The organism is Citricoccus sp., from assembly GCF_032154715.1.
Classification (GTDB): Bacteria; Actinomycetota; Actinomycetes; order Actinomycetales; family Micrococcaceae; genus Citricoccus.
Window position 1 is genome coordinate 96,131 of sequence record NZ_JALDXU010000001.1, and the last position, 19,264, is coordinate 115,394.

Here is a 19,264-nt window from a genome sequence, read left to right on the forward strand (position 1 = left end):
GCCAGGACTGAACGGGAGACGACCGTCAGCGCCGGTATCCGCCGCGGCCTGGCCTGGAGCACTGTCAGCAGCATGGTGCTCCGCCTGGGGACGTTCTCAGTGGGCATCTTCCTTGCCCGGATGTTCACCCCGGAGCAATTCGGGCTGTATGCCGTGGTGCTGACGGTGCAGACGGTGATGATGACCCTGGCGGACTTCGGGCTGAGCTCGGACCTGATCCGCTCCGCCAACCACCGAGCCAAAGCGCCCACCGTGGCCACCATGGGAGTGCTCATCTCGGCGGTCCTCACGGGGGGCATGGCCGCCGGGTCAAGCTGGCTGGCAGAGGTGCTGGGCGCACCCGGAACGGGACCGGTACTCGCGGTGATGTCACTGACCCTGGTGATCGCCGGTATCGGCGTGGTTCCCTATGCCACCCTGCAGAGGACCTTCCGGCAGAAACAGGTCTTCGTCATCGCGGTGGTCGACTTCGTCGTCGGCACGGTCCTGTTGGTGGCGTTGGTGCTCGGCGGCTGGGGAGTTATGGCCCTCGCGGTGTCCCGCGTGATCGCCCAGCTCGTGGCCGTCGTCCTGCAGTTCATCTTGTCGGGGGAACGTCCCCGCTACGGATTCGACCGGTCCCTCGCCAAGGGCGTCTGGCTCTTCGGGTTGCCGGTGGCCGGCGCCAACCTGCTGTCCTGGGTGCTGCTCGGTGCCGACAAGGTCCTCGTCTCCTCCCTGGCAGGTGCCACCGTGCTCGGGTTTTACTTCCTGGCGTTCAACATCTCCAACTGGCCGATGAGCGTGCTCGGCCAAGTCGTCCGCTCGGTCTCCCTCCCGGCCTTCTCGCGGGTCGCCTCGGGTCACAAGGACCGCTCGTTGGCCACCGCGCTGGCCCCGGTGTGGGCCGTCTCGGTGTTGGTGGGCAGCATGCTGGTGTTCTTGGCAGGGCCGGTCATCGAGTTGGTCTACGGCGGCCGCTGGTTGGCCGCGGTGCCCCTGCTGATGGTGCTGGCAGCCTTCGGGGCACTGCGCACCGTCCTTGACCTGTCCACCTCCTACCTGCTGGCTCGCGGCGAGTCCGGCCGGGTGCTGCGATTGCAGATCGCCTGGATGGTAGTGCTGCTGCCCTTGCTGGTGGCCGGCACCCTCACTGGCAGCGGTGCCGGTGCCGCCCTGGGGCATGTGGTGTCCAGCGTCGTCCTGCTCGCGTTGTACGCCCGCTCCCTGGCCGTCGTCGGGGTGGACATCGTTGCCGTCTGGGCCGTGTTCTGGCCGCCGCTGGTGGCCGTCATTCCAGCAGCCCTCGCCACCTGGCTCGTCGCGTTGGCCGGGCCGAATCCCCTGGTGGACCTGCTGGCCGGAGGCGCGGCCGGCACCGTCGTCTACGGGATGGTCCTGTTCCGGTGGATGCGCCAACGGATCTCGGAAGCGCGCCTTCTGGGGGCGGACGAGGTTCTCGAAGAGGAACCCGCCACGGCCGTCGCCACCGCGCAGCCGGTCAACGCGAAGAGCACTGACCCTGTCATCCAGCACCCTGCAACCACATCGGAGGCCACCCCTTGAGCTCTGAGACCGCTGTGTACTACCACCGCACCCTCACCCTGCCCACGGCCCGGAATGCCGTCGTCCGCCCCAGCACTGGACGCGGCGCCCTGGCCGTCCCTGCCGAGATCACCACCGGCATCGGAACGGTGAGGGACCGGACTGGGACCGCGGTGGGGAACGGCACGGATGCGTCCGTGCCGTTGGCCACCGTCACGGTGGTGATCCCCTGCTTCAACTATGGCCGATTCCTGCATGGGGCCATCACCAGCGTGCTGTCGCAAGACGGGGTCGAGGTGGACGTGGTGGTCGTGGACGACTGCTCCACGGATGACAGCGTCCTGGTCGCCGAGGAACTCGCTGCCGCGGACGGGCGTGTCCAGGTGGTACGTCACGTGAGGAACGGGGGCGCCGTGCAGACCTTCAATGACGGTTTGGCGGAGGCGAGCGGGGAATTCGTGGTGCGGCTGGACGCTGACGACCTGCTGACCCCGGGTTCGCTGGCCCGGGCCGTCCGCCTGGCCCGCCGGTTTCCCTCCGTGGGCCTGGTGTACGGCCACCCGGTGCACTTCACGGACGGACAGCAACTGCCCCCGGCCCGGGACCGGGCCACCTCATGGACGGTGTGGCCCGGAGCCAGTTGGGTGCAGGAGCGTTGTGCGGACGGTCGCAATGTCATCACCTCGGCGGAGGTGCTGATGCGCCGCTCCGTGGTGGATCGCGTGGGAGGCCAGCGGGACCTGGCCCACACTCACGACATGGAGATGTGGCTCCGGCTGGCCTCGTTCAGTGATGTCGGGTACGTCCACGGGGCGGACCAGGCATGGCACCGGGATCACCCGGCCAGTCTTTCCGCCCGTGAGGTGGACATCGCCGTGGACCTGGCAGAACGGCGGCTGGCTTTCAGCACGCTTTTCTCAGGTGCCGTCGGCAGTCTTCCCTGGGCCGCTGAGGCGTGCCGGACGGTGAGCGACCGGTTGGACCGGGAAACCCTGCAATTGCTCTCACACGAGGTGGACGCCAACGGGGGGACCTCTCCGGTGTTCGCCCGCCTCCTCGAACTGGAGCTGACCCCCACCCGCCGGAACCTGACCTCGCGTGATCGCATCCTGCGCCGCGCGGCACGCTCCCGCGGTCCAGCGGACCGCGCGATGTCCCTGGGCCGCCGGGCGACCGCCCGGTTCCGACGGGTACGGGAGTTCCGCACCTGGCACCAGAACGGGGTGTACTCCAGATGAGCACAAGTACGGTCATCAGGACCCTGGGCGAACGGATCCAGCGGGACGGCTGGGCCAGCGCAGTACGGTCTGCCTCCCGGAAGGCCGGCGAACTCGCCGGCCGTCGTCTGGCCTGGGACGAGCCCTCGCTGCCCTTGGCAGCGGAGGACATCTACGACGCCGGCCCGGTCCCCGCCCAGCCGGGACGCAGGGTGGACCGGCTGCGAGTGGGGATCGTCTGCTTCCCTCCCAGCGCCGGTTCCGGAGGGCATACGACCCTGTTCCGGATGGTCCGCGCCCTCGAGGACCGAGGACATCACTGCACCCTGGTGTTCTACGACCCCCTGGCGGGGGGCGTGGGCCGTCACGAGCCGGTGATCCGCCGTGCCTGGCCGGACTTGGAAGCGGACATCGCCAGTGTGGGCGACGGCTTCGGCGGCTACGACGCCGTGGTGGCCAGCTCCTGGGAGACCGCCCACGTGGTCGCCAGCAGGAACCGGACGGCGATCGGCTTCTACTTCATCCAGGACTACGAGCCCTTCTTCTTCCCCCATGGGTATCTGTACGACCTGGCGGAGTCCAGCTACACCCTCGGCTTGCAGAACATCGCGCTGGGCGGCATGGTGGCGACCGAGATGCGCCGCCAGCGGGACCTGGAACCGGCCCTGCTGGTGCCGTTCGGCTGCGATACCTCCACCTACCGGTTGCTGGAATCCCCAGAACCCCGGCACGGCATCGTCTACTACGCCAAGAGGACCGTGGACCGCCGGGGCTATCTGTTGGCCAAGGAGACCTTGGAGCGCTTCCACCAACTGTGCCCGGACCAGCCGATCCACATCGTCGGGGACAAGGTGCGCGGTTGGAACATCCCCGTGGAGCAGCACGGATCCGTTCCCCCCGCCGCACTGAACCAGTTGTACAACCGCACCATCGCCTCCCTGGCCATGTCCTTCACCAATGTGTCGCTGGTTCCCGGCGAACTGCTGGCCGCGGGCAATGTCCCGGTCCTCAACGACCTGCCCGGGCCTCGTCTTGACCTGGACTCGCCCGACGCCGTGTGGGCCCCAGGACGTCCGGACGCCCTGGCCTCAGCGCTCGCCGAGGTGGTGTGGGCTGACGCTGCGAACATCGTCAGTCGCGCTCGGCGCCTGGCTCAACGTCCGCGACCGTCCTGGGAGGTGTCCCAGTCCATGACCGCGGATTTCATCGAGGACACCGTGCGGCGCGGCACAGTCCCGGCTCCCGGTGAGTACCGACCGCAATCAGAGACTGCCCGGACGCCGAGTGGTCGGGCAGGACTCCGTACCCCTGGAAGGAATCCATCATGACCTCCATGGCCGTCATCACCCCCTCATTTCGTCCGGACCTGGCCGGATTCCGCAGACTCCATGCCTCGGTCCGTCGCTATACGGACGCTGGCGTGAAGCACCATGTGATCGTCCCCGGTCGGGACGCACGCCTGTTCCGAGACATCGGAAGCGATCGCCTGGAGGTCTGGACCTATCAGGACGTGCTACCAGCCGGTGTGACAGCTACCGACCGGCTCGCCGTGGCGACGAGGAGGGTCCCCGGTCTGCCGGCGTCGTTCAACTGCGCCGCGATCAATGGGCGACGGCCGTGGAAGCCGGTGCGCGGCTGGGTGCTGCAGCAGATCGTCAAGATGTGCATGGTCGATCACGTGACAGCAGAAGTCCTGGTCAACATCGACTCGGACGTCGTCCTGGTCCGGCATCTCGCTCCGGAAAAGCTGGTCCGGGACGGGACCGTCCGCCTCTATACCCTGAAGAACTCCATCGGCCCGGAGATGCGGCACTATCGGTGGGCTGAGACCGCCCACGAACTGCTGGGACTTCCCTGGACCCTCGAGGACAGCTACCCGGATCACATCGCCGGCCTGGTGTCCTGGGATCCTCGTCTGCTGCGCGCCTGCCTGGACCGGGTCGAAGAAGTGTCCGGGGGTCCCTGGGCCCAGGCGATCGCGGAGCGGCTGCGGTTCAGCGAGGACATCCTCTACGGCACCTACGTCCGCGCCTTCGGGTCCGAGCCGGACCTGCGCTTCCAGCGGGACACGACCCTGTGCCACAGCTACTGGGAAACCGAGGCCATGGGCGCTGACCAGGTGGAGCGCTTCGTCGCCGGGTTCAAGGACGAGGACTGCGCCGTCCACATCCAGTCCAACACGGATACGGAAGATCGGGTCTTCAGCGCCGTCGTCGAGCGACTGAGCGGAGCATCACCACGATGACCGCGCTCAGCATGGCCCCTGCACCACCTGACCACCTGGCAACTCGCCCCACAGGCGGACCTCTGGTGCTGCGCTGGACGATGTTCCTGGTGGTGGCATTCCCCGCCTATCTGGTCCTGGAACCGGCGGGAGCCTCCGGTGGGGTTGCCCAGTTGCTGGGCCTCGTCCTACTGGGCCTCTGGCTGGTATCGGCGGTGTTCGGTCGGTTCTCACTCTGGGAGTTCCGGCATCCGGCGCGTGTGGGCATGATGGTCTGGCTCCTGGTCTCGCTGCTGAGCTACGCCTCGCTGATGGCCGGAATGAGCGGGACCTCGACGGTGGTGGAAAGGGCGTCGGCTGACCGATGGCTGCTGTTGTTGTTGGCCGGAATCGGCCTGACCCTGTCCATCACCCAGTGCCTGCTGACCCGCGAGGACGTCCGGAGGGCAGTGGGCTGGATGCTGGCCGGGGCCAGCGTGTCCGGCCTGGTGGCGGCCTTGCAGTTCACGACTCTGACGAATCCTGTCGACTGGATTGCCACGTTCCTGCCCGGATTCCAGGACAACGGGTCAGGCACGCCGTTCCAGCCCCGCGGGGCTTTCACCCGGGTGGCCGGCATGACCATGCATCCCATCGAGCTGGGCGTCGTGAGCAGCATGATGCTGCCCCTGTCGATCTGGTGGGGGCTGTTCTCCACCTGGTCCAAGGCCTGGCGGCGATGGGTCCCGGCCGTCATGTTGGCGTTCTGTTGCGTGGCCACCGTCTCCAGATCGGCCATGCTGGGCCTGATTGTCAGCGCCGCGGTGATGATTCCGTACCTTCCCCGTACCGCGCGACGGTGGGCCCTGGTGGCGGCCCCGACGTTCCTGATGGTGCTGTTCGTGGCCATCCCGGGGATGGTGTCCACGCTTTTCGGCACCGCCACCGCGGGCAGCTCGGACCCGTCCATCACGGCCAGGACCGATGACTACCCACTGGCGTGGACGCTCTTGGTCCAGCGGCCGGTCTTCGGCCACGGGCCCGGAAGCTGGATGCCCATCAACGCCATGGACATCTTCGACAACGAATACCTCCTGACGGCCGTCACCATGGGCGTCGTGGGATTGGCCGGACTGGTGATCTACCTGTTGGTGCCCGCGCTGGCGTCGATGCTGGCGGCCCGGTACGCCCCGGACCCCGAGCTGCGGCTGCTGGCGGGGAGCGTTGCCGCTGCCATGTGCGTGGCCCTGGTCTCCTCGGCCGCATTCGATTCGATGTCCTTCAAGACCTTTGCCCTGCTGGTGCCGATCTTCGTCGGCCTGGCGGGCACCGTATGGCTCCTTGTCCTGCAACACCTCAATCAGACCCCGGGGATCGCACGGTCCACTGGAAACCACAGCAAACAGCAAGGAATACGGAGGTAGATCATGGATCCGCTGACAGTTCTCAAGACCATGTGGACGCACAAATGGGTCACCATCCCCCTGGTGTTGCTCACGGTGGTGGCCTGCGCCTATGGAATGCTGTGGGCTCCGCGGAGCTATGAGTCCAGGGCGACCTTCGCGCTGGCCATGCCGTCAGTGCCCAGCGAAGAACAATTGCAGGACGATCCGGAGCTCGCGGCCAAGAATGCGGACAACCCGTACCTGCGGTGGCGCGACACCTCACTGCTGGCTCAGGTGGTGATCGCGAGGGTCAACTCCACGGAGGTGGGCGAGAAACTCGAGGAACGGGGCCTGGCCTCCGATTTCGAGTTGATGCCTCCGGACGGGACCTCCTCCGGCATGATGAACCTCACCGTGGAGGGGCCATCGCCCGAGATAACCACGGAGACCGTGACCTTCTTGAGTGAGGAATTCACCCGCATCATGCGTGATGTGCAGAAGGTCAACCAGGCCGATGACCTGTACCTGATCGAGGCGCTGCCCATCAGCGGCCCGGCACCGGCGCAGGAAGTGTTCTCCAGTCGCCTCCGGTTCACCGCGATCCTGGGCGTCGTCGGGATGGTGCTCCTTTTCGGCGCGGTCTCGCTGGCGGAATCGATTGCGGCGAGCCGCCGCCGGACCCGGTCCGCCGCTGCCGCATCTGCGGCCGGACGTCATGAAGTCCCGGCGTCCGGCTCCGTCAGCGAGCCGGTCAGCGGGCAGCGGGTGGAGGCTCGTTCCACCACGGCGCGACGCTCAACGCGGAGCGGTGCGACCGGCTCCTCTGCCAGCAGCATGAGCGATGGCGCCGCTGATGGCCAGCCCATCGATGCAGTCCCGGGCTACAACACTCGTCGAAAGGATCGAGTCCTGGAGGACGCCATCACGGTTCCGCACATCGTCGGCCGCTAGATGTACTCGGCCAAAAGACGGATGAGGGCCACAGCCACGGCGACGGCCCTCATCATCGTGGTCTCGGCGTGCCTTCCCGCCACTTCAGAGCCGGGTACCGGATCCAGCACTGCCCGCCGTCTGCACGTGCCGGAGGGAATTGCGCTGGTGGAGCCCGACGGCGGCACAGAGTTCTTCACGAGATTCGAGAACGGACTGCCGTCCGGTCCGGAGTATTTCCCGCTCGGCCTCTGGCTCGGATCCGTGACCTCCTCCGAGGAGGCGCTCCAGGAACGGCAGCTTGGCCTGAACCTGTATGTGGACCTTTCCGTGGATTCCAGACTGGGATTCCTGGGCGACGGCCAGTACGCGCTGACGTCATGGCCTGATTCGGCTGCGCAGGGGGCCGTTCTGGGGGACGAGGTGGACATGTGGGCGGGCCCCGGCCACGGCGCGTGGACCGGAAACTTTCCCGGCCAAGGCGAGATATGCGCCGTTCCGGGAACCGCCTGTGGATACTCGGTGCAGGACGATCTAGCGGCGAATGTCGCCTCACCCACCATGACCTATTCCAATCTCGGCAAGGGCGTGACGTTCTGGCAGACGGACGCGGAGGCAGCCGGTTTCGTCAACGGCGCCCATGATGTGGTGTCTGCAGACAACTACTGGTTCACGGACCCGAACATCTGTGGTGCCCAGGAAGGTGGGGCCATGCTGGCGGAGCCCCGGGTGCTGGACGATGAGGAGTGCCGCCTGCCCGCCAACTACGGGTGGACGGTGGACCGGGTTCGGTCTCTGGTGGATCCGCGGGGTTCGAAGCCGGTCTGGGCGTTCGTGGAGGTGGGGCAGCCCTCGGACCTCGGCACCCTGCGGCCGCCTGAAGTTCCGCAGATCCGTGCAGCGGTCTGGTCGAGTCTGGTCCATGGAGCCCGGGGCATCGTGTACTTCGGCCACAGCTTCGGTGGACCGTGTCCGAGCTTTCACGTGCTGCGCGACTGCGGTGACGATCTCGCCGACGGGATCGCGGAGATCAACTCTGGTGTGGCCGACTTGGCTCCGGTGCTCAACGCTCCCTCCCTGCAAGGCGCACTCACTGTGGAGGGTGCTGCTGACGCCGTGGTGAAGGCCCACGACGGTGATCTCTACGTCCTGGCCACCGCGGCCTCGCCGGCGCCGGGGGAAGTGTCCTTCCACCTGGACTGTGTTCGGCCCAGAGGCCGAGGCGAGAATGGAGCGGACACCGTTCCTGGAGACGCCACCGTGTTGGGGGAGGGGCGCACCGTTTCCGTGCGCTCAGGCCGTTTCACTGATACCTTCGCCGATGGCAACGCCGTCCATCTCTATCGGTTCATCGGCAACGATTGTGGACTGTGAACGCCCACCTCAGCGGGGCAGTCTTTCGGGGCGCCGGCTGCTGTCGTCCCGCTCCCAGAGGGGCCTGGTCTCTGTGCCCCGCCTGCGGTAGAGCCGCGGGGCGGCGGCCAGCCCGGTGTAGGACAGGGCGTCGACGACGCTCAGTGGCCCACGCACGGAGCGGAACAACTCCCAGGCGGTGGACGAAGCCGTGGAGGCCGGCGTCGCCGTTGGCCGGTCGTCTGAGTCAGCGGCACCGTCCACCGGACTCACGCCGTGGTGTCCGAGACGCGGAGCCACCGCGGAATTCGCGCTCTTCTCGCGCAACTCGGCCGGCCCACGGGTGTTGCGCCGAAGGATTTTCATCAAGGAGCGCACGTCCTTGGGTGTCCGCACCTGGACCGGAGGGGCGGGAACGACCATCTTCTGTTCGGCGGAGAAGACCTGGTCCACGAAGTAGTCGTCTGCCGTCACGTTCGGGAACTCCCCGAACCGCGCGTGCCCCTCCTCGGTCAGGGCGAACACTCCAGCGCCCCAGAGGGCCTGCCGGGTGCTGGGCAGGCGGCGCCGCGCCCGGTAGTAGGCACGGACCGGCCAGGTGGCACCGCTGACGTCGTAGCGGAACTCCGGCCGGGCCGCGAGAACGTGGCCGTGGAGCCGTTCCAGGACCTTGCGCAGGGCCGTCGGGCTGATCTCCGTGTCCGCGTCCAGGTAGACCCGGGGCCATTGCGTCGCCACCGCGTCACCGGCATTCATGGCAGCGGTCTTCGAGGGCACGGGGCAGTCCAGGACCTGCACTCCGGGCACCGCGGCCGCCAGCTCGGCCGTCTCGTCGGTGCATCCGTTGCAGACCACGATGACCTCCACCCGGCCGGTCCTCAGGACGGGGTCCAGTGAGGTCAGCGTCCGCTGGATGACGGCGGCCTCGTTGTGGGCCGGGATGATCACCGAGCCGCGAGGGAAATCGGTCAGGACGTTGGCGGGGTAGGGCGTGGCCGTCGGTCCCGGGAGCTCGTCCCAGCGGGCTTCGTCGGAGACGGTGCCCAGGATGCCCCTCCGGTCGTCGCGGTGAGAGCGCAGGGCTTCGTGGAGGATCACCTGGGTCCGGTACATCGATGCCACCGGTTCGGGATGGTGTTTGCGGATGTAGCGCACGCGGTTGACGGCCATCAGGGCGTTGAGGCGAGCCGAGGAGCCGGACCCCGAGCCGGAGTGCATCATCACGGCGGAGGGCTCGTACCAGATCGTCGCCCCAAGGTCCCGGGCCCGCCGGAAGTAGTCGGTCTCCTCCGAGTAGAGGAAGAACCGCTCATCCCAATCGCCCAGGCGCACGGCGGTGCCGATCCCGATCATCAGTGCGGCCCCAGTGGCCCACTCGATCTCATGGCCGAACTGGTAGCTCTCCGGCGCAGCGTCGATCTCGGCGAGCTGGGGAGGACGCTGCGGCCAGAAGGAACCGAACACGGCATCACCGAACGCTCGGCTGACCTGGGGTTCCCGGCGCAACGACAGCTGGGTGACGCCGTCGCCGTCGACGAGCCGCGGCACCACCAGGTCGGCCGCCCCGGAGCGGATCTCGGTCAGCAGCCGAGAGATCGCCCCGGGACGGATCTCGAGGTCCGGGTTCAGGACCAGGATGGCCTCGGCGTCCCCGACGGCTCCCTGGCCCCGGTTGATGCCAGCCGCATAGCCCAGGTTGCCTCCGGTCGGTACCACGACGACGTCAGGTTGGGCCGAGAGCAACTCCACCGTGCGGTCGGAGGAGTCGTTGTCCGCGACGATCACGCGCAGGCGGACGTCGCCGGCCTCGCGGCGCAGACTGGAGATGAACCGCTCGATGTCGGCCTCACTGTTGTAGGTCACGGTGATCACGGCGACCTCCGCATGGCGCCCGGGCGACACGAACGAACCGGCCTGACGAGGGAATCCGGTGGTCTCGGGAGGCACCCGTGGCACGAGCGAGGAGGCGGTCCGCACTGGATCGAGATCCGCCGCGTCGGTGCCGTCCGGGGGGAGCAGGACACTGTTCCGGCGCATCTGGACCAGGCCCGGCGGGTCGTCCAGCAGGTAGCGTTTCGCCAGCCGCCGAGGTTCCCGGGCCAGCCGCCACGCCCATTCCAGCCCGTGGTCGCTGGCGAGGCGGGGGGCCCGTTGGATGGCGTCGGCCAGGAAGTCCACCACGGCACCGAAGGCCAGCAGGACGTTGGCGCCCGTGGCCGGACCGTAACGGGAGATCCAGAGTTCCTGCCGCGGCTTGCCCAGTCCGACGATGAGGAGCTGCACGCCGGCGTCGGCGATGGATGCGGCCAGGTCGAGAGACTTCTCCTCGTCAGCGAGGTCGCTGCGGTCCGGAGACCACATGCCGGCGACCACCAGCCCCGGCCTGGTCCTGACCAGTTGGCGGGACAGCAACCGCTGGACCAGGTAGGAGCCACCCAGGAAGCCCACGGTGATGCCGGCCTCGTCGGCAGCATCCAGGAGTGGGCCGATCAGATCGCTGCCGGCCAGGCGCGGCCACTCGCGGCCCGTCAGCCGGTTGGCCTGGGCCACCAGCGGCGCGCCGTCCAGCAGCGTGAGCCAGTCCAGCCGACGGGCGGTTCCGCGGTCGTCCGTCAAGGTGGGGCAGAGGGAATCACCCAGGGTTCGGCGCCACCTGCCGTCCTGGCCGAACTGGACGATGTGGTCCAGGTTCGCCGAGACCACGGACAGGGGAGGTGCGTACCGGTCCTCTGCCCCCACGGGACGGTCGGCGAGGGCCGGTTGGCCGGCCCGCTCCGTGATCGTGTGGACCGCGCTCTGTTCGTCCATCAGATCCACCACGATTCCGGCCAGGTCGACTCGGGTGTGCAGACGGGGATGGAGTCCGATCATGGTCTGTTCCTCCTGGAAGCCCGGTGGCGTGCCACCTGGATGATGCGGAAAAGGAGCACGCCGGCCAGGGCGCCGGCGGAATTGCACACGAGGTCACGCCATGTGGCACTGCGTTCGGTGAGCAGGAAGAGCTGGATGAGCTCGATCCCGGCGGACAACGCCGTGACGCTCAGCCAGATCGACCAGTCCGGCAACCCGGATCTCAGGCGCTGAGTCATCCCGGTCCTGCGCTGCCGGGACGCGCCGGCCCACCGCCCCAGCAGGGCAGCCAGCAGAAAGCCCACAGGGACGAAGGCCAGGACGTTGGCTGCGGCCTCGATGTGCCCGAATCGCAGGCCGGGCACCACGGCCAGGTCATTGGCGAGCAGGGCGAGTGCGTCGGCCAGCTGGGGGAGGCCCGTGCCACTGAGTCGGACGGTCAGGACGAGCGCGGACAGCGGCACCAGGTAGGCCACCAGAAGCCATCCGGCCCAGTGACGCCGGGCCGTGGGGTGGGATGGCAGATCCATGGACGTGGGGGAGGTGGTCAGGGTCATCAGGATCGTTCCAGTCCGGATTCGGTCTCCCGATACAGCTGCCCTGTCGCCGGACAGCGCCACCCCGGTCCGTGTGCGTTCAGGGGCCGGCCGGCCTCGCCGACCCATCCGACCTGGCGGGCGGGGACCCCGACGACGATGGCATGGTCCGGCACATCCCGAGTGACCACGGCTCCGGCGGCCACCGTGGCCCACGCGCCGATGGTGACGGGGGCGATGCACACGGCGCGGGCGCCGATCGAGGCACCGGTGCCGATGGTGACCCCCACCTCCACCCAGTCGTCGGCTGACTTGAGGCTGCCGTCCGTATTCACGGCGCGGGGGAACTCATCGTTGGTCAGCACGGCGGCGGGGCCGATGAAGACTCCGTCCGCCAGTCGTGCCGGCTCGTAGACGAGGGCGTAGTTCTGCACCTTGCAGTTGCGGCCGAGCACCACGTCCGGCCCGATGTAGGCCCCCCGGCCGATGGTGCACCCCGGTCCGAGGACGGCGCCCTCGCGGATCTGGGCCAGGTGCCAGACCGTCGAGTCGTGACCCACCTGGGCTCCCGGATCCACATCGGCCGACGGCAGGATGCGGGCGGCTGCGGACGAGACGCGCAGCGGGTCGGTGTTCAGGACGGTCATCACGTGCTCCCAGACGGTGGCAGGTTCCCAAGGCGATCGGCCGGATGCCCTGCGGGGGATCACAGGGTGGGCCGTGGGTCTCAACGTAGGGCCGGATTTCTGTGCCGGGCAACGGCAATCCCCGTCATCCGGGTGAATCGCGCGGTAATCGAGTAGCGCTCCGGCCGGGGCACGTAGGGCGGTGGGTGGCGGCCCACGCAGACCACGTGGGGACCGCTCCGGTCACGGCCCACGGTGAGGATGAACCACTCTGGGCCGGGCGGGACAACCCCCATAGTCTGGCGGCAGAACCCGATCAGCGCCCTCCATCGGTGCTCGTCACCAGCACACCCCAGCACCACCCCTCAGTAGCCCTTCACGGGCACCCGGAACCACGCCAGGAGTCCCCATGACCGTCCGCAGATGGGCCGCCGCAGCAGCTGCCGTGGTGGCCCTGGCCCTGATCGCCGTGCTGGCCGTCCACCTCACGCAGCAAGCCCGCCCCGTCGCGGACGGATACAAGGGCCATCCGGCCTCGCCGACGCCGACGACCGCATCCCCCGCCGTCCCCAGCCCCGGACCGGCTGGGCCGGCAGGGCCAACGGGTGCCGCGCCGTCCGGAGAGCCGGCGGGTGCAGACCCAGATGCAGGTGCCGACGCTGGTCCAGGAACGGGAACCGCCGGCTCGCCAGCCCCCACCGGCGTGGCCGGAGCCCACCCCACGTGGGACCCGGCCGCGGGGGCGCCAGCGGGCGCCGATCAGGAGCCCAAGGTGCCGAACGGCGAGGGCACGGAACCGTACCGGCTGCCGTCCGCCGCCCCCCGGGAGCCGGCCCTCACCGAGGTGCCGGCGGCCGGCGTCGCCGATCACGAGCTGGTGGCCGGCTTCCCGGACCACGTGGTGCCGGTGCCGGACGGCTCGGAGGTCCAGTCATCCTCCGTGTCCCCACAGGGCCAGCGCGTGCTGGTCGGCCTGCACGTGCTCAGCGATGACGATCCACACGACCTCCTGGACTTCTACGCCCGGCGCTGCGAGGACCTGGGCTGGCCCGTCACGCGAACGCCGGCGCCGGACGGGGCACCGCAGATGCAGTGCGGGTTCGGCCCGGACTCCCTGACGGTCACAGCGCCCACGCTGCCCACCGGGCGCGTCGACCTCTCGGCCAGCGGCGCCTTCGTCGTCGACGCCGGGTAATCCACACCAGCACTCCGAAGGGGCTGACCCATGTACCTCTCCCTGGCCGACCGGCCCCGCTCCGGCCCCGGTCCTGACCCTGCGGACTCCGGCCCGCGCTCCGGAAGCCGCTCCGGCCGGACCGCCGCCTTCCGGGTGGCCCCGACCGTCGTCGCCCTGGGGATGGTCAGCCTGCTGACGGATGTCTCCTCCGAATCCGTCGCGGCGGTCCTGCCGCTCTACGTCACCGGCGCGTTGGGGCTGTCCATGGTGGCCTACGGGTTCCTCGAGGGGCTCCACCAGGGTGTGAGCGCGGTGGTGCGGATCGCCGCCGGGTACGCCGCAGACCGGACCGACCGGCCCAAGGCCATCGCGGTGGCCGGCTACGGCCTCTCCATGCTCACGCGGGCGGGACTGCTGGTGGTGCAGGGCTTCGTGGGCATCGCCGTGCTGGTGGGGATCGATCGGATCGGCAAGGGCATCCGCACCGCCCCGCGCGACGCCATGATCCAGGAGGTCTCGCAGCCCGAGCACCTCGCGCGCTCCTTCGGCGTCCACCGCATGCTGGACACCATCGGCGCCACCATCGGCCCACTGCTGGCCTTCGTGGTGCTGCTGCTGGTCCCCGAGGGCTACCGCGTGGTCTTCGCCGTCTCCCTCGCAGCCGCCCTGGTCGGCGTGGCGGCCCTGATCCTCTTCGTCCCCAACGTCCGGTTCAGCAGAACCACCACCAGCTCCTCCTCCACCACGACGCCGGCCGCACCGGTCCCGGCGGCCGCGGAGACCCCGCCCGTGGTCCGGTCCGGTGAACCCCGGTCCCGCACGCGCCGGTCCCGCGACCTCCGCTCCCTCGCCCTCCGTGCTCGAACGGCCCGGCGCCCGCGCTGGCGCACCCTGGACGGTCCCCTCAAGCGGCTCCTGGTGGCTGCGGGCATCCTCGGCCTGCTTACCGTGGGGGACGGGTTCATCTACCTGGCCATCATGTCCCACGGCCACCTCGATCCACTGTGGTTCCCCCTGCTGTTCGTCGGCACCAACGGGGTCTTCCTGCTGCTTGCCATCCCGGTGGGCCGGATCGCCGACCGGACCTCCCGTGCAGCGGTCCTGGTCGGTGGGCACCTGTTCCTGGCCGGGGCCTACCTGGCGGCGGCGATGGGCGGGAGCTGGATCGCGCTCGGGATGGCTCTGGTGATGCTGGGGATCTTCTATGCCGCCACGGACGGTGTCCTGGCCGCGCTCGCCGGCCAGTTGTCCCCGCAGGGCCGGACGGCCACGGGCATCGGGGCCGCCCAGACCGTCGTCGCGGTCACCCGGCTCGTGGCCTCCACCGGTTTCGGGGCGCTGTGGGTGCTGTTCGGTGCCGTGCCCACGATGGTGGGCGCCGCCGTCGTGCTGGTGGTGGTGTTGCCCCTGGCGTGGTGGCTGGTGGTCCGCCGGTGAAGCCGGTGCGGGAACGGCCAGTGGCGCGGGGCGGGCTGTCCCGGCGCGCGCGGTGGTGGGTGCTGGCAGGCGTGGCCGCCGTCTCCCTCAGTGCCGTGGGCGTCTACGGTGTCCAGGCCCTGGAGGACCATCGGGCGCGGACCACGGGGACCTCGGCCGCGGAACTCGCGCTCGCCCTGCCGGACGGTCCGCACGTCACGTTCCGGAACACGGCCTCCGGCGAGGGGTACGGCAAGGTGTCCTCGGTGGCCCTGGCCGATCCGGGCGGGGCCCGGCAGGTCAGTGGCCAGGCCTGCGACCGGGTGGACGTGGCGGGGGAGTACCTGTCCTGCCTGCGGACCTTGCGCGGGGTGCCCACCACCTTCGAGACGCAGGTCTACGACTCCGGGCAGGGCCTCAGCGGCAGCCCGGTGACCACGTGGCCGTTGGCCGGGATCCCCAGCCGGACCCGGGTGTCCGACGACGGCCTGGTCGCCACCACCGCCTTCGTCACCGGGCACTCCTACGCCGCGGACTCCTTCTCCACCGAAACCACCGTGAGGGGAGCCGGGGGTCCGGACGGCCGGGACTACGGGAACCTGCAGGACTTCGGGATCTCCGTGGACGGTGCACCGCTGACCGCGATCGACCGCAATGTGTGGGGCGTGACCTTCGCCGGTGGGGACCGCTTCTACGCCACCGTGGCCTCGGGCGGGACGACCTGGCTGATGGAGGGAGACTTCGGAGCGCGGACCATGACGTCAGTGGCGACGGACGCCGAATGCCCGTCGGTGTCCCCGGACGGCAGCCGGGTGGCTTTCAAGGTCCGGCGGGACTCCGGTGGGGACCTGGTCGGCGGATCCGGCGTGCACTGGGACGTGGCGGTCCTGGACCTAGCCTCGGGGGAGCGGACCGTGATCGAGCTCGAGCGCGGGATCGACGATCAGCTGGAGTGGCTGGACGGGGACACCCTGCTCTACGGCCTGCCCCGCGAGGACGCCGGCTGGGATGCCGACGTGTTCGCCCTGGAGGCCGAGACTGGTGCCGAACCCGAACTGTTCATCGAGCACGCCTGGTCGCCCTCGGTGGTCCGGTAGCCCACGGTGACCTGTGTCTAGAGTGTTCCAATGACCCTCACGTTCCTCTTCCTGCCCAGCCGCTGCTCGGCCAGTCGGTCTGGCGCCCGGTCGCCGACGCTGTTAAGGACCGAGGCCGGCGCACCATCATCGCGTCGGTGCCAGCTGGGGTTCAGACGGGCGAGGACGTCCTCAACGCCTTCCTCGCGCTCCTGCGCACGAAGACGGACGCCAACGGCCTGCTCCCACCGTGGTCATGCCTGCTCCCCGCGGGTGGCACCATCGACCCGGGGCCTACCTCGCCTTTGGCGACACCTACACCGATGAACGTGATGACGCCGTACGCCGGGGATGGCCCACGAGAACGATGAACGGCGGCCACCTCCACCAGCTTCACGATCCCGAGTCCGTCGCTGACACGATCTTGGCTCTGCTCGGTCAGACCGTCAATGGGACGGGACGCGAGACCTGATGGCCCTATCCCCTTGCGTTGACAGCCGCCGGCGCCGCCCTTTTCACGCCCTGAGCCCGCCCGGCTCACCGCGGCAGTGATGTCGGCCTTCGCCGGACTGGTCTGGGTCTTCAGTTGGACGTGGCTCAGCAGTCGCTTCGAATGATCACCAATCGGATGCACATCCTGCGAGCCGAGCAACGCTGGAGCCAAGCGGAGGTGGCCCGCAGGGCGCATTTTCCCCGTCACCGGGGCAACTAAAATCTCGATCGAGATGATGAAGGAGTGTGCCGGCCGTGGAGCAGGAGAATGTGAGCGCGACTATGGTGGTCGCCGCGTCCGCCGACAGGGTGTTTGCAGTCCTGTCAGATCCGACGATGCACGCGGCGATCGATGGAAGGAATTGGGTTGCCGACGCAACTGGCCGGGTGGTGGAGGCCGTGGATGAGGCGCGCCTGACCGAAGTGGGTCAAATCTTCAGGATGGGCATGAACCACCCGGATCATCCAGAAGGTGACTATCAGACGTTGAACAAAGTCCACGTGCTCGACCCTCCGCGTGCCATCGGTTGGATGACCGGGCACGACCCCGAAGGCAAGGGCCAGCCAGAGTTCGGCGGATGGTTCTGGCGTTACGACCTGGTGCCGGTCAGTCCGACGAGGACCGAGGTGACGCTCACCTACGACTGGGCGGCGGTGCCCCAATCCGTCCACCTGTACCTACAGTTCCCGCCCATCGGGCCCGAACGTCTCGCCGACTCGCTGCATCATCTGGCCAAGCTGGCTGAGCAAGAGTCGCGGTCCTGAACGTTCAGAGGCCGTGGGTCTCGAGACTGGCGGGGCACGCAGCGCGCTACCGGTGAATGATTCCTCTGCGGTAGCACATAACCTGATGAGACGCATGCCTAGTCTGAGGAGAGCTTCCCGAAAATCACGGTATCGGTCCACTCGCCCTTGCTCCACCAATCTTGACGTAGATGCGCTTCCTGACGCATCCCGGCCCTACGTGCGAGCTTGGCCGAGGCCGTATTGCGGGCATCCATCTGTGCCGTGACACGGTGTAGCCGGTAGTGACTGAATGCGAGGTCAAGGACGGCGCAGACGGCTTCGATAGCGAAGCCTTTACCGCCATGGGCTGGATCGAGAACCCAGCCAATCTCTGCGACTCGACGCTCTCGGTCGGTGAACCACAACAGCACATCTCCCATCGGAAGATGCTCTCGCTCAATCACCAGGGAGAGCGATCCGTGTCCACCATCCAAGTCGTCGCGGGGGATTCGTTCAGAGAGTCTTCTGTGGACGTCGTCGAGGCTTGAGGGCTCGTCGAGGAGATACCGAGAAACGTCTGGCCGTGAATAAACGCGGTACAGCCAATCCACGTCAGCTTCGCAATGAGGGCGAAGCGACAGCCGGGGAGTTCGAAGCGGAAAATTGAGCGACGCCATCTCAGTAAGAGTATCTACCTTCGTCACGCAGCACTCCGAAGTCTGCGGCCTCCGAACCTCGTCGTGGGTCCAGCACCAGCCCTGTCATCACCGGGCAAGCCTCCTACTGGACCGAATGGCGACCCGGTAGCCGATCCCCGTTCGGGCGCGACCCATGGCCTATACGCTGCGGCGGTCAAGAGGGGATGACTCCGACGTCCCCCACCGTAGGCTGTGGCCGTGGACCGGAACCGGATCAGTGACCTCGCGCACGCCAACCACCCGATTGCCTCACCGTTGAGCGAGGAGACCGTTGACCGCCTCCTCGCTCTGGCGGTCACCGGTCAGGGCAGCGTGCTCGACCTAGGCTGCGGCGACGGCAGCTGGCTGCTGCGGGCACTGCGCCACAACCCGTCGTTGACCGCGGTCGGAGTCGACCTGTCCGGCGAGGGCTTCGCGCGGGTGCATGAGCAGGCCGAACGGGAGGGCCTCTCGCAGCGCCTCCAGCTCGTGTGCGCCGACGCCCGTGAGTGGGCTGCTCCCGACCTGTTTGACGTCGTCCTCAGCGTGGGTGCGACGCACGCCTTCGGCGGTCTCGAGCCCACGCTGGCAGCGATGGGCCGCCACCTGCGCCCAGACGGCCGCGCACTCGTGGGCGAATGCTTCTGGGAGCAGGCCCCGACCAAGCAAGCCCTAGACCTGCTCGGCGCTGAGCTCGAGGACTACGGCGACATGGCAACCAGCGTGGAAGTCGCGGCTTCGAACGGGTGGGTACCCCTGCAGGGACACGTCAGCACCCTGGCGGAGTGGGACGACTACGAATGGTCCTGGACCGGGGCACTCGCGCGCTGGGCCCTGGACCACCCCGACGATCCCGACAGCGCGCAGGTCATGACCACGTCCGTCGAGCACCGCCGAGCGTGGCTGGAGGGCTACCGTGGAACGCTCGGCTTCATCACCCTGCTGCTGAGACGTCTCCCGCCCACCTGAGGACCTGCACCACGATCGCCGCTACCCAAGATCCGATCGCCGGAGCCGTGGACACCGCATACGTCCGGGTGAGGATCCCTCAGCGGCCTGCGCGATTCGCGGCACGA

At 68.6% G+C, this 19,264-nt stretch carries 16 protein-coding genes; 12 read left to right on the forward strand and 4 right to left on the reverse strand.

Annotated features, from left to right (window positions below):
- Positions 1 to 72: 72 nt before the first annotated feature.
- The 7 genes from RUH65_RS00405 to RUH65_RS00435 are packed head-to-tail and all read left to right on the forward strand — an operon-like array spanning position 73 to position 8,633.
- The gene (locus RUH65_RS00405) at positions 73 to 1,545 is read left to right on the forward strand and encodes an oligosaccharide flippase family protein (protein WP_396179305.1); all 1,473 of its coding nucleotides are present in this window, start codon (positions 73 to 75) and stop codon (positions 1,543 to 1,545) included.
- Complete coding sequence (locus RUH65_RS00410) at positions 1,542 to 2,762, forward strand: glycosyltransferase family A protein (protein ID WP_313815177.1); 1,221 nt, start codon at positions 1,542 to 1,544, stop codon at positions 2,760 to 2,762. Before RUH65_RS00405 ends, RUH65_RS00410 begins: the two co-directional genes overlap by 4 nt.
- Complete coding sequence (locus tag RUH65_RS00415) at positions 2,759 to 4,069, forward strand: glycosyltransferase family 1 protein (RefSeq protein WP_313815178.1); 1,311 nt, start codon at positions 2,759 to 2,761, stop codon at positions 4,067 to 4,069. Before RUH65_RS00410 ends, RUH65_RS00415 begins: the two co-directional genes overlap by 4 nt.
- Complete coding sequence (locus tag RUH65_RS00420; protein WP_313815179.1) at positions 4,066 to 4,986, forward strand: DUF6492 family protein; 921 nt, start codon at positions 4,066 to 4,068, stop codon at positions 4,984 to 4,986. Before RUH65_RS00415 ends, RUH65_RS00420 begins: the two co-directional genes overlap by 4 nt.
- A complete protein-coding gene (locus tag RUH65_RS00425; protein WP_313815180.1) occupies positions 4,983 to 6,368 on the forward strand; it encodes an O-antigen ligase family protein in 1,386 nt (461 codons plus the stop codon). The genes RUH65_RS00420 and RUH65_RS00425 overlap by 4 nt, the downstream gene beginning before the upstream one ends.
- 3 nt (positions 6,369 to 6,371) lie before the next feature.
- Positions 6,372 to 7,280, forward strand: coding sequence for a hypothetical protein (locus tag RUH65_RS00430; protein ID WP_313815182.1), 909 nt, complete (start codon positions 6,372 to 6,374; stop codon positions 7,278 to 7,280).
- Between the two features lie 21 nt (positions 7,281 to 7,301).
- A complete protein-coding gene (locus RUH65_RS00435) occupies positions 7,302 to 8,633 on the forward strand; it encodes a hypothetical protein (protein WP_313815183.1) in 1,332 nt (443 codons plus the stop codon).
- Between the two features lie 9 nt (positions 8,634 to 8,642).
- On the opposite strand, the gene RUH65_RS00440 is transcribed toward RUH65_RS00435, so the two are convergent.
- The 3 genes from RUH65_RS00440 to RUH65_RS00450 are packed head-to-tail and all read right to left on the reverse strand — an operon-like array spanning position 8,643 to position 12,645.
- The gene (locus tag RUH65_RS00440) at positions 8,643 to 11,483 is read right to left on the reverse strand and encodes a WecB/TagA/CpsF family glycosyltransferase (RefSeq protein ID WP_313815184.1); all 2,841 of its coding nucleotides are present in this window, start codon (positions 11,481 to 11,483) and stop codon (positions 8,643 to 8,645) included.
- Entirely contained in the window at positions 11,480 to 12,019 is a 540-nt protein-coding gene (locus tag RUH65_RS00445) for a VanZ family protein (RefSeq protein WP_313815186.1), read from the reverse strand. Before RUH65_RS00445 ends, RUH65_RS00440 begins: the two co-directional genes overlap by 4 nt.
- Positions 12,019 to 12,645: an acyltransferase gene (locus RUH65_RS00450; protein WP_313815187.1), complete on the reverse strand. Its 627-nt coding sequence runs from the start codon at positions 12,643 to 12,645 to the stop codon at positions 12,019 to 12,021. The genes RUH65_RS00445 and RUH65_RS00450 overlap by 1 nt, the downstream gene beginning before the upstream one ends.
- Before the next feature lie 388 nt (positions 12,646 to 13,033).
- Between RUH65_RS00450 and RUH65_RS00455 the strand changes: the two genes are divergently transcribed.
- The 4 genes from RUH65_RS00455 (at position 13,034) to RUH65_RS00470 (ending at position 17,550) form a co-directional block, all read left to right on the forward strand.
- Entirely contained in the window at positions 13,034 to 13,819 is a 786-nt protein-coding gene (locus tag RUH65_RS00455; RefSeq protein WP_313815188.1) for a hypothetical protein, read from the forward strand.
- A 30-nt stretch (positions 13,820 to 13,849) separates the two neighbouring features.
- On the forward strand, positions 13,850 to 15,238 hold the full coding sequence (locus tag RUH65_RS00460) for an MFS transporter (RefSeq protein ID WP_313815189.1): 1,389 nt from the start codon (positions 13,850 to 13,852) through the stop codon (positions 15,236 to 15,238).
- A gap of 5 nt (positions 15,239 to 15,243) precedes the next feature.
- Positions 15,244 to 16,314, forward strand: coding sequence for a hypothetical protein (locus RUH65_RS00465; protein ID WP_313815190.1), 1,071 nt, complete (start codon positions 15,244 to 15,246; stop codon positions 16,312 to 16,314).
- 726 nt (positions 16,315 to 17,040) lie between these two features.
- On the forward strand, positions 17,041 to 17,550 hold the full coding sequence (locus RUH65_RS00470) for a hypothetical protein (protein ID WP_313815191.1): 510 nt from the start codon (positions 17,041 to 17,043) through the stop codon (positions 17,548 to 17,550).
- 98 nt (positions 17,551 to 17,648) lie between these two features.
- Here RUH65_RS00470 and RUH65_RS00475 read toward each other — a convergent pair whose 3' ends face one another.
- Positions 17,649 to 18,215: a GNAT family N-acetyltransferase gene (locus RUH65_RS00475; RefSeq protein ID WP_313815192.1), complete on the reverse strand. Its 567-nt coding sequence runs from the start codon at positions 18,213 to 18,215 to the stop codon at positions 17,649 to 17,651.
- Between the two features lie 192 nt (positions 18,216 to 18,407).
- Here RUH65_RS00475 and RUH65_RS00480 point away from each other — a divergent pair, with 192 nt between their 5' ends.
- Complete coding sequence (locus tag RUH65_RS00480; RefSeq protein WP_313815193.1) at positions 18,408 to 19,157, forward strand: class I SAM-dependent methyltransferase; 750 nt, start codon at positions 18,408 to 18,410, stop codon at positions 19,155 to 19,157.
- Positions 19,158 to 19,264: the final 107 nt, after the last annotated feature.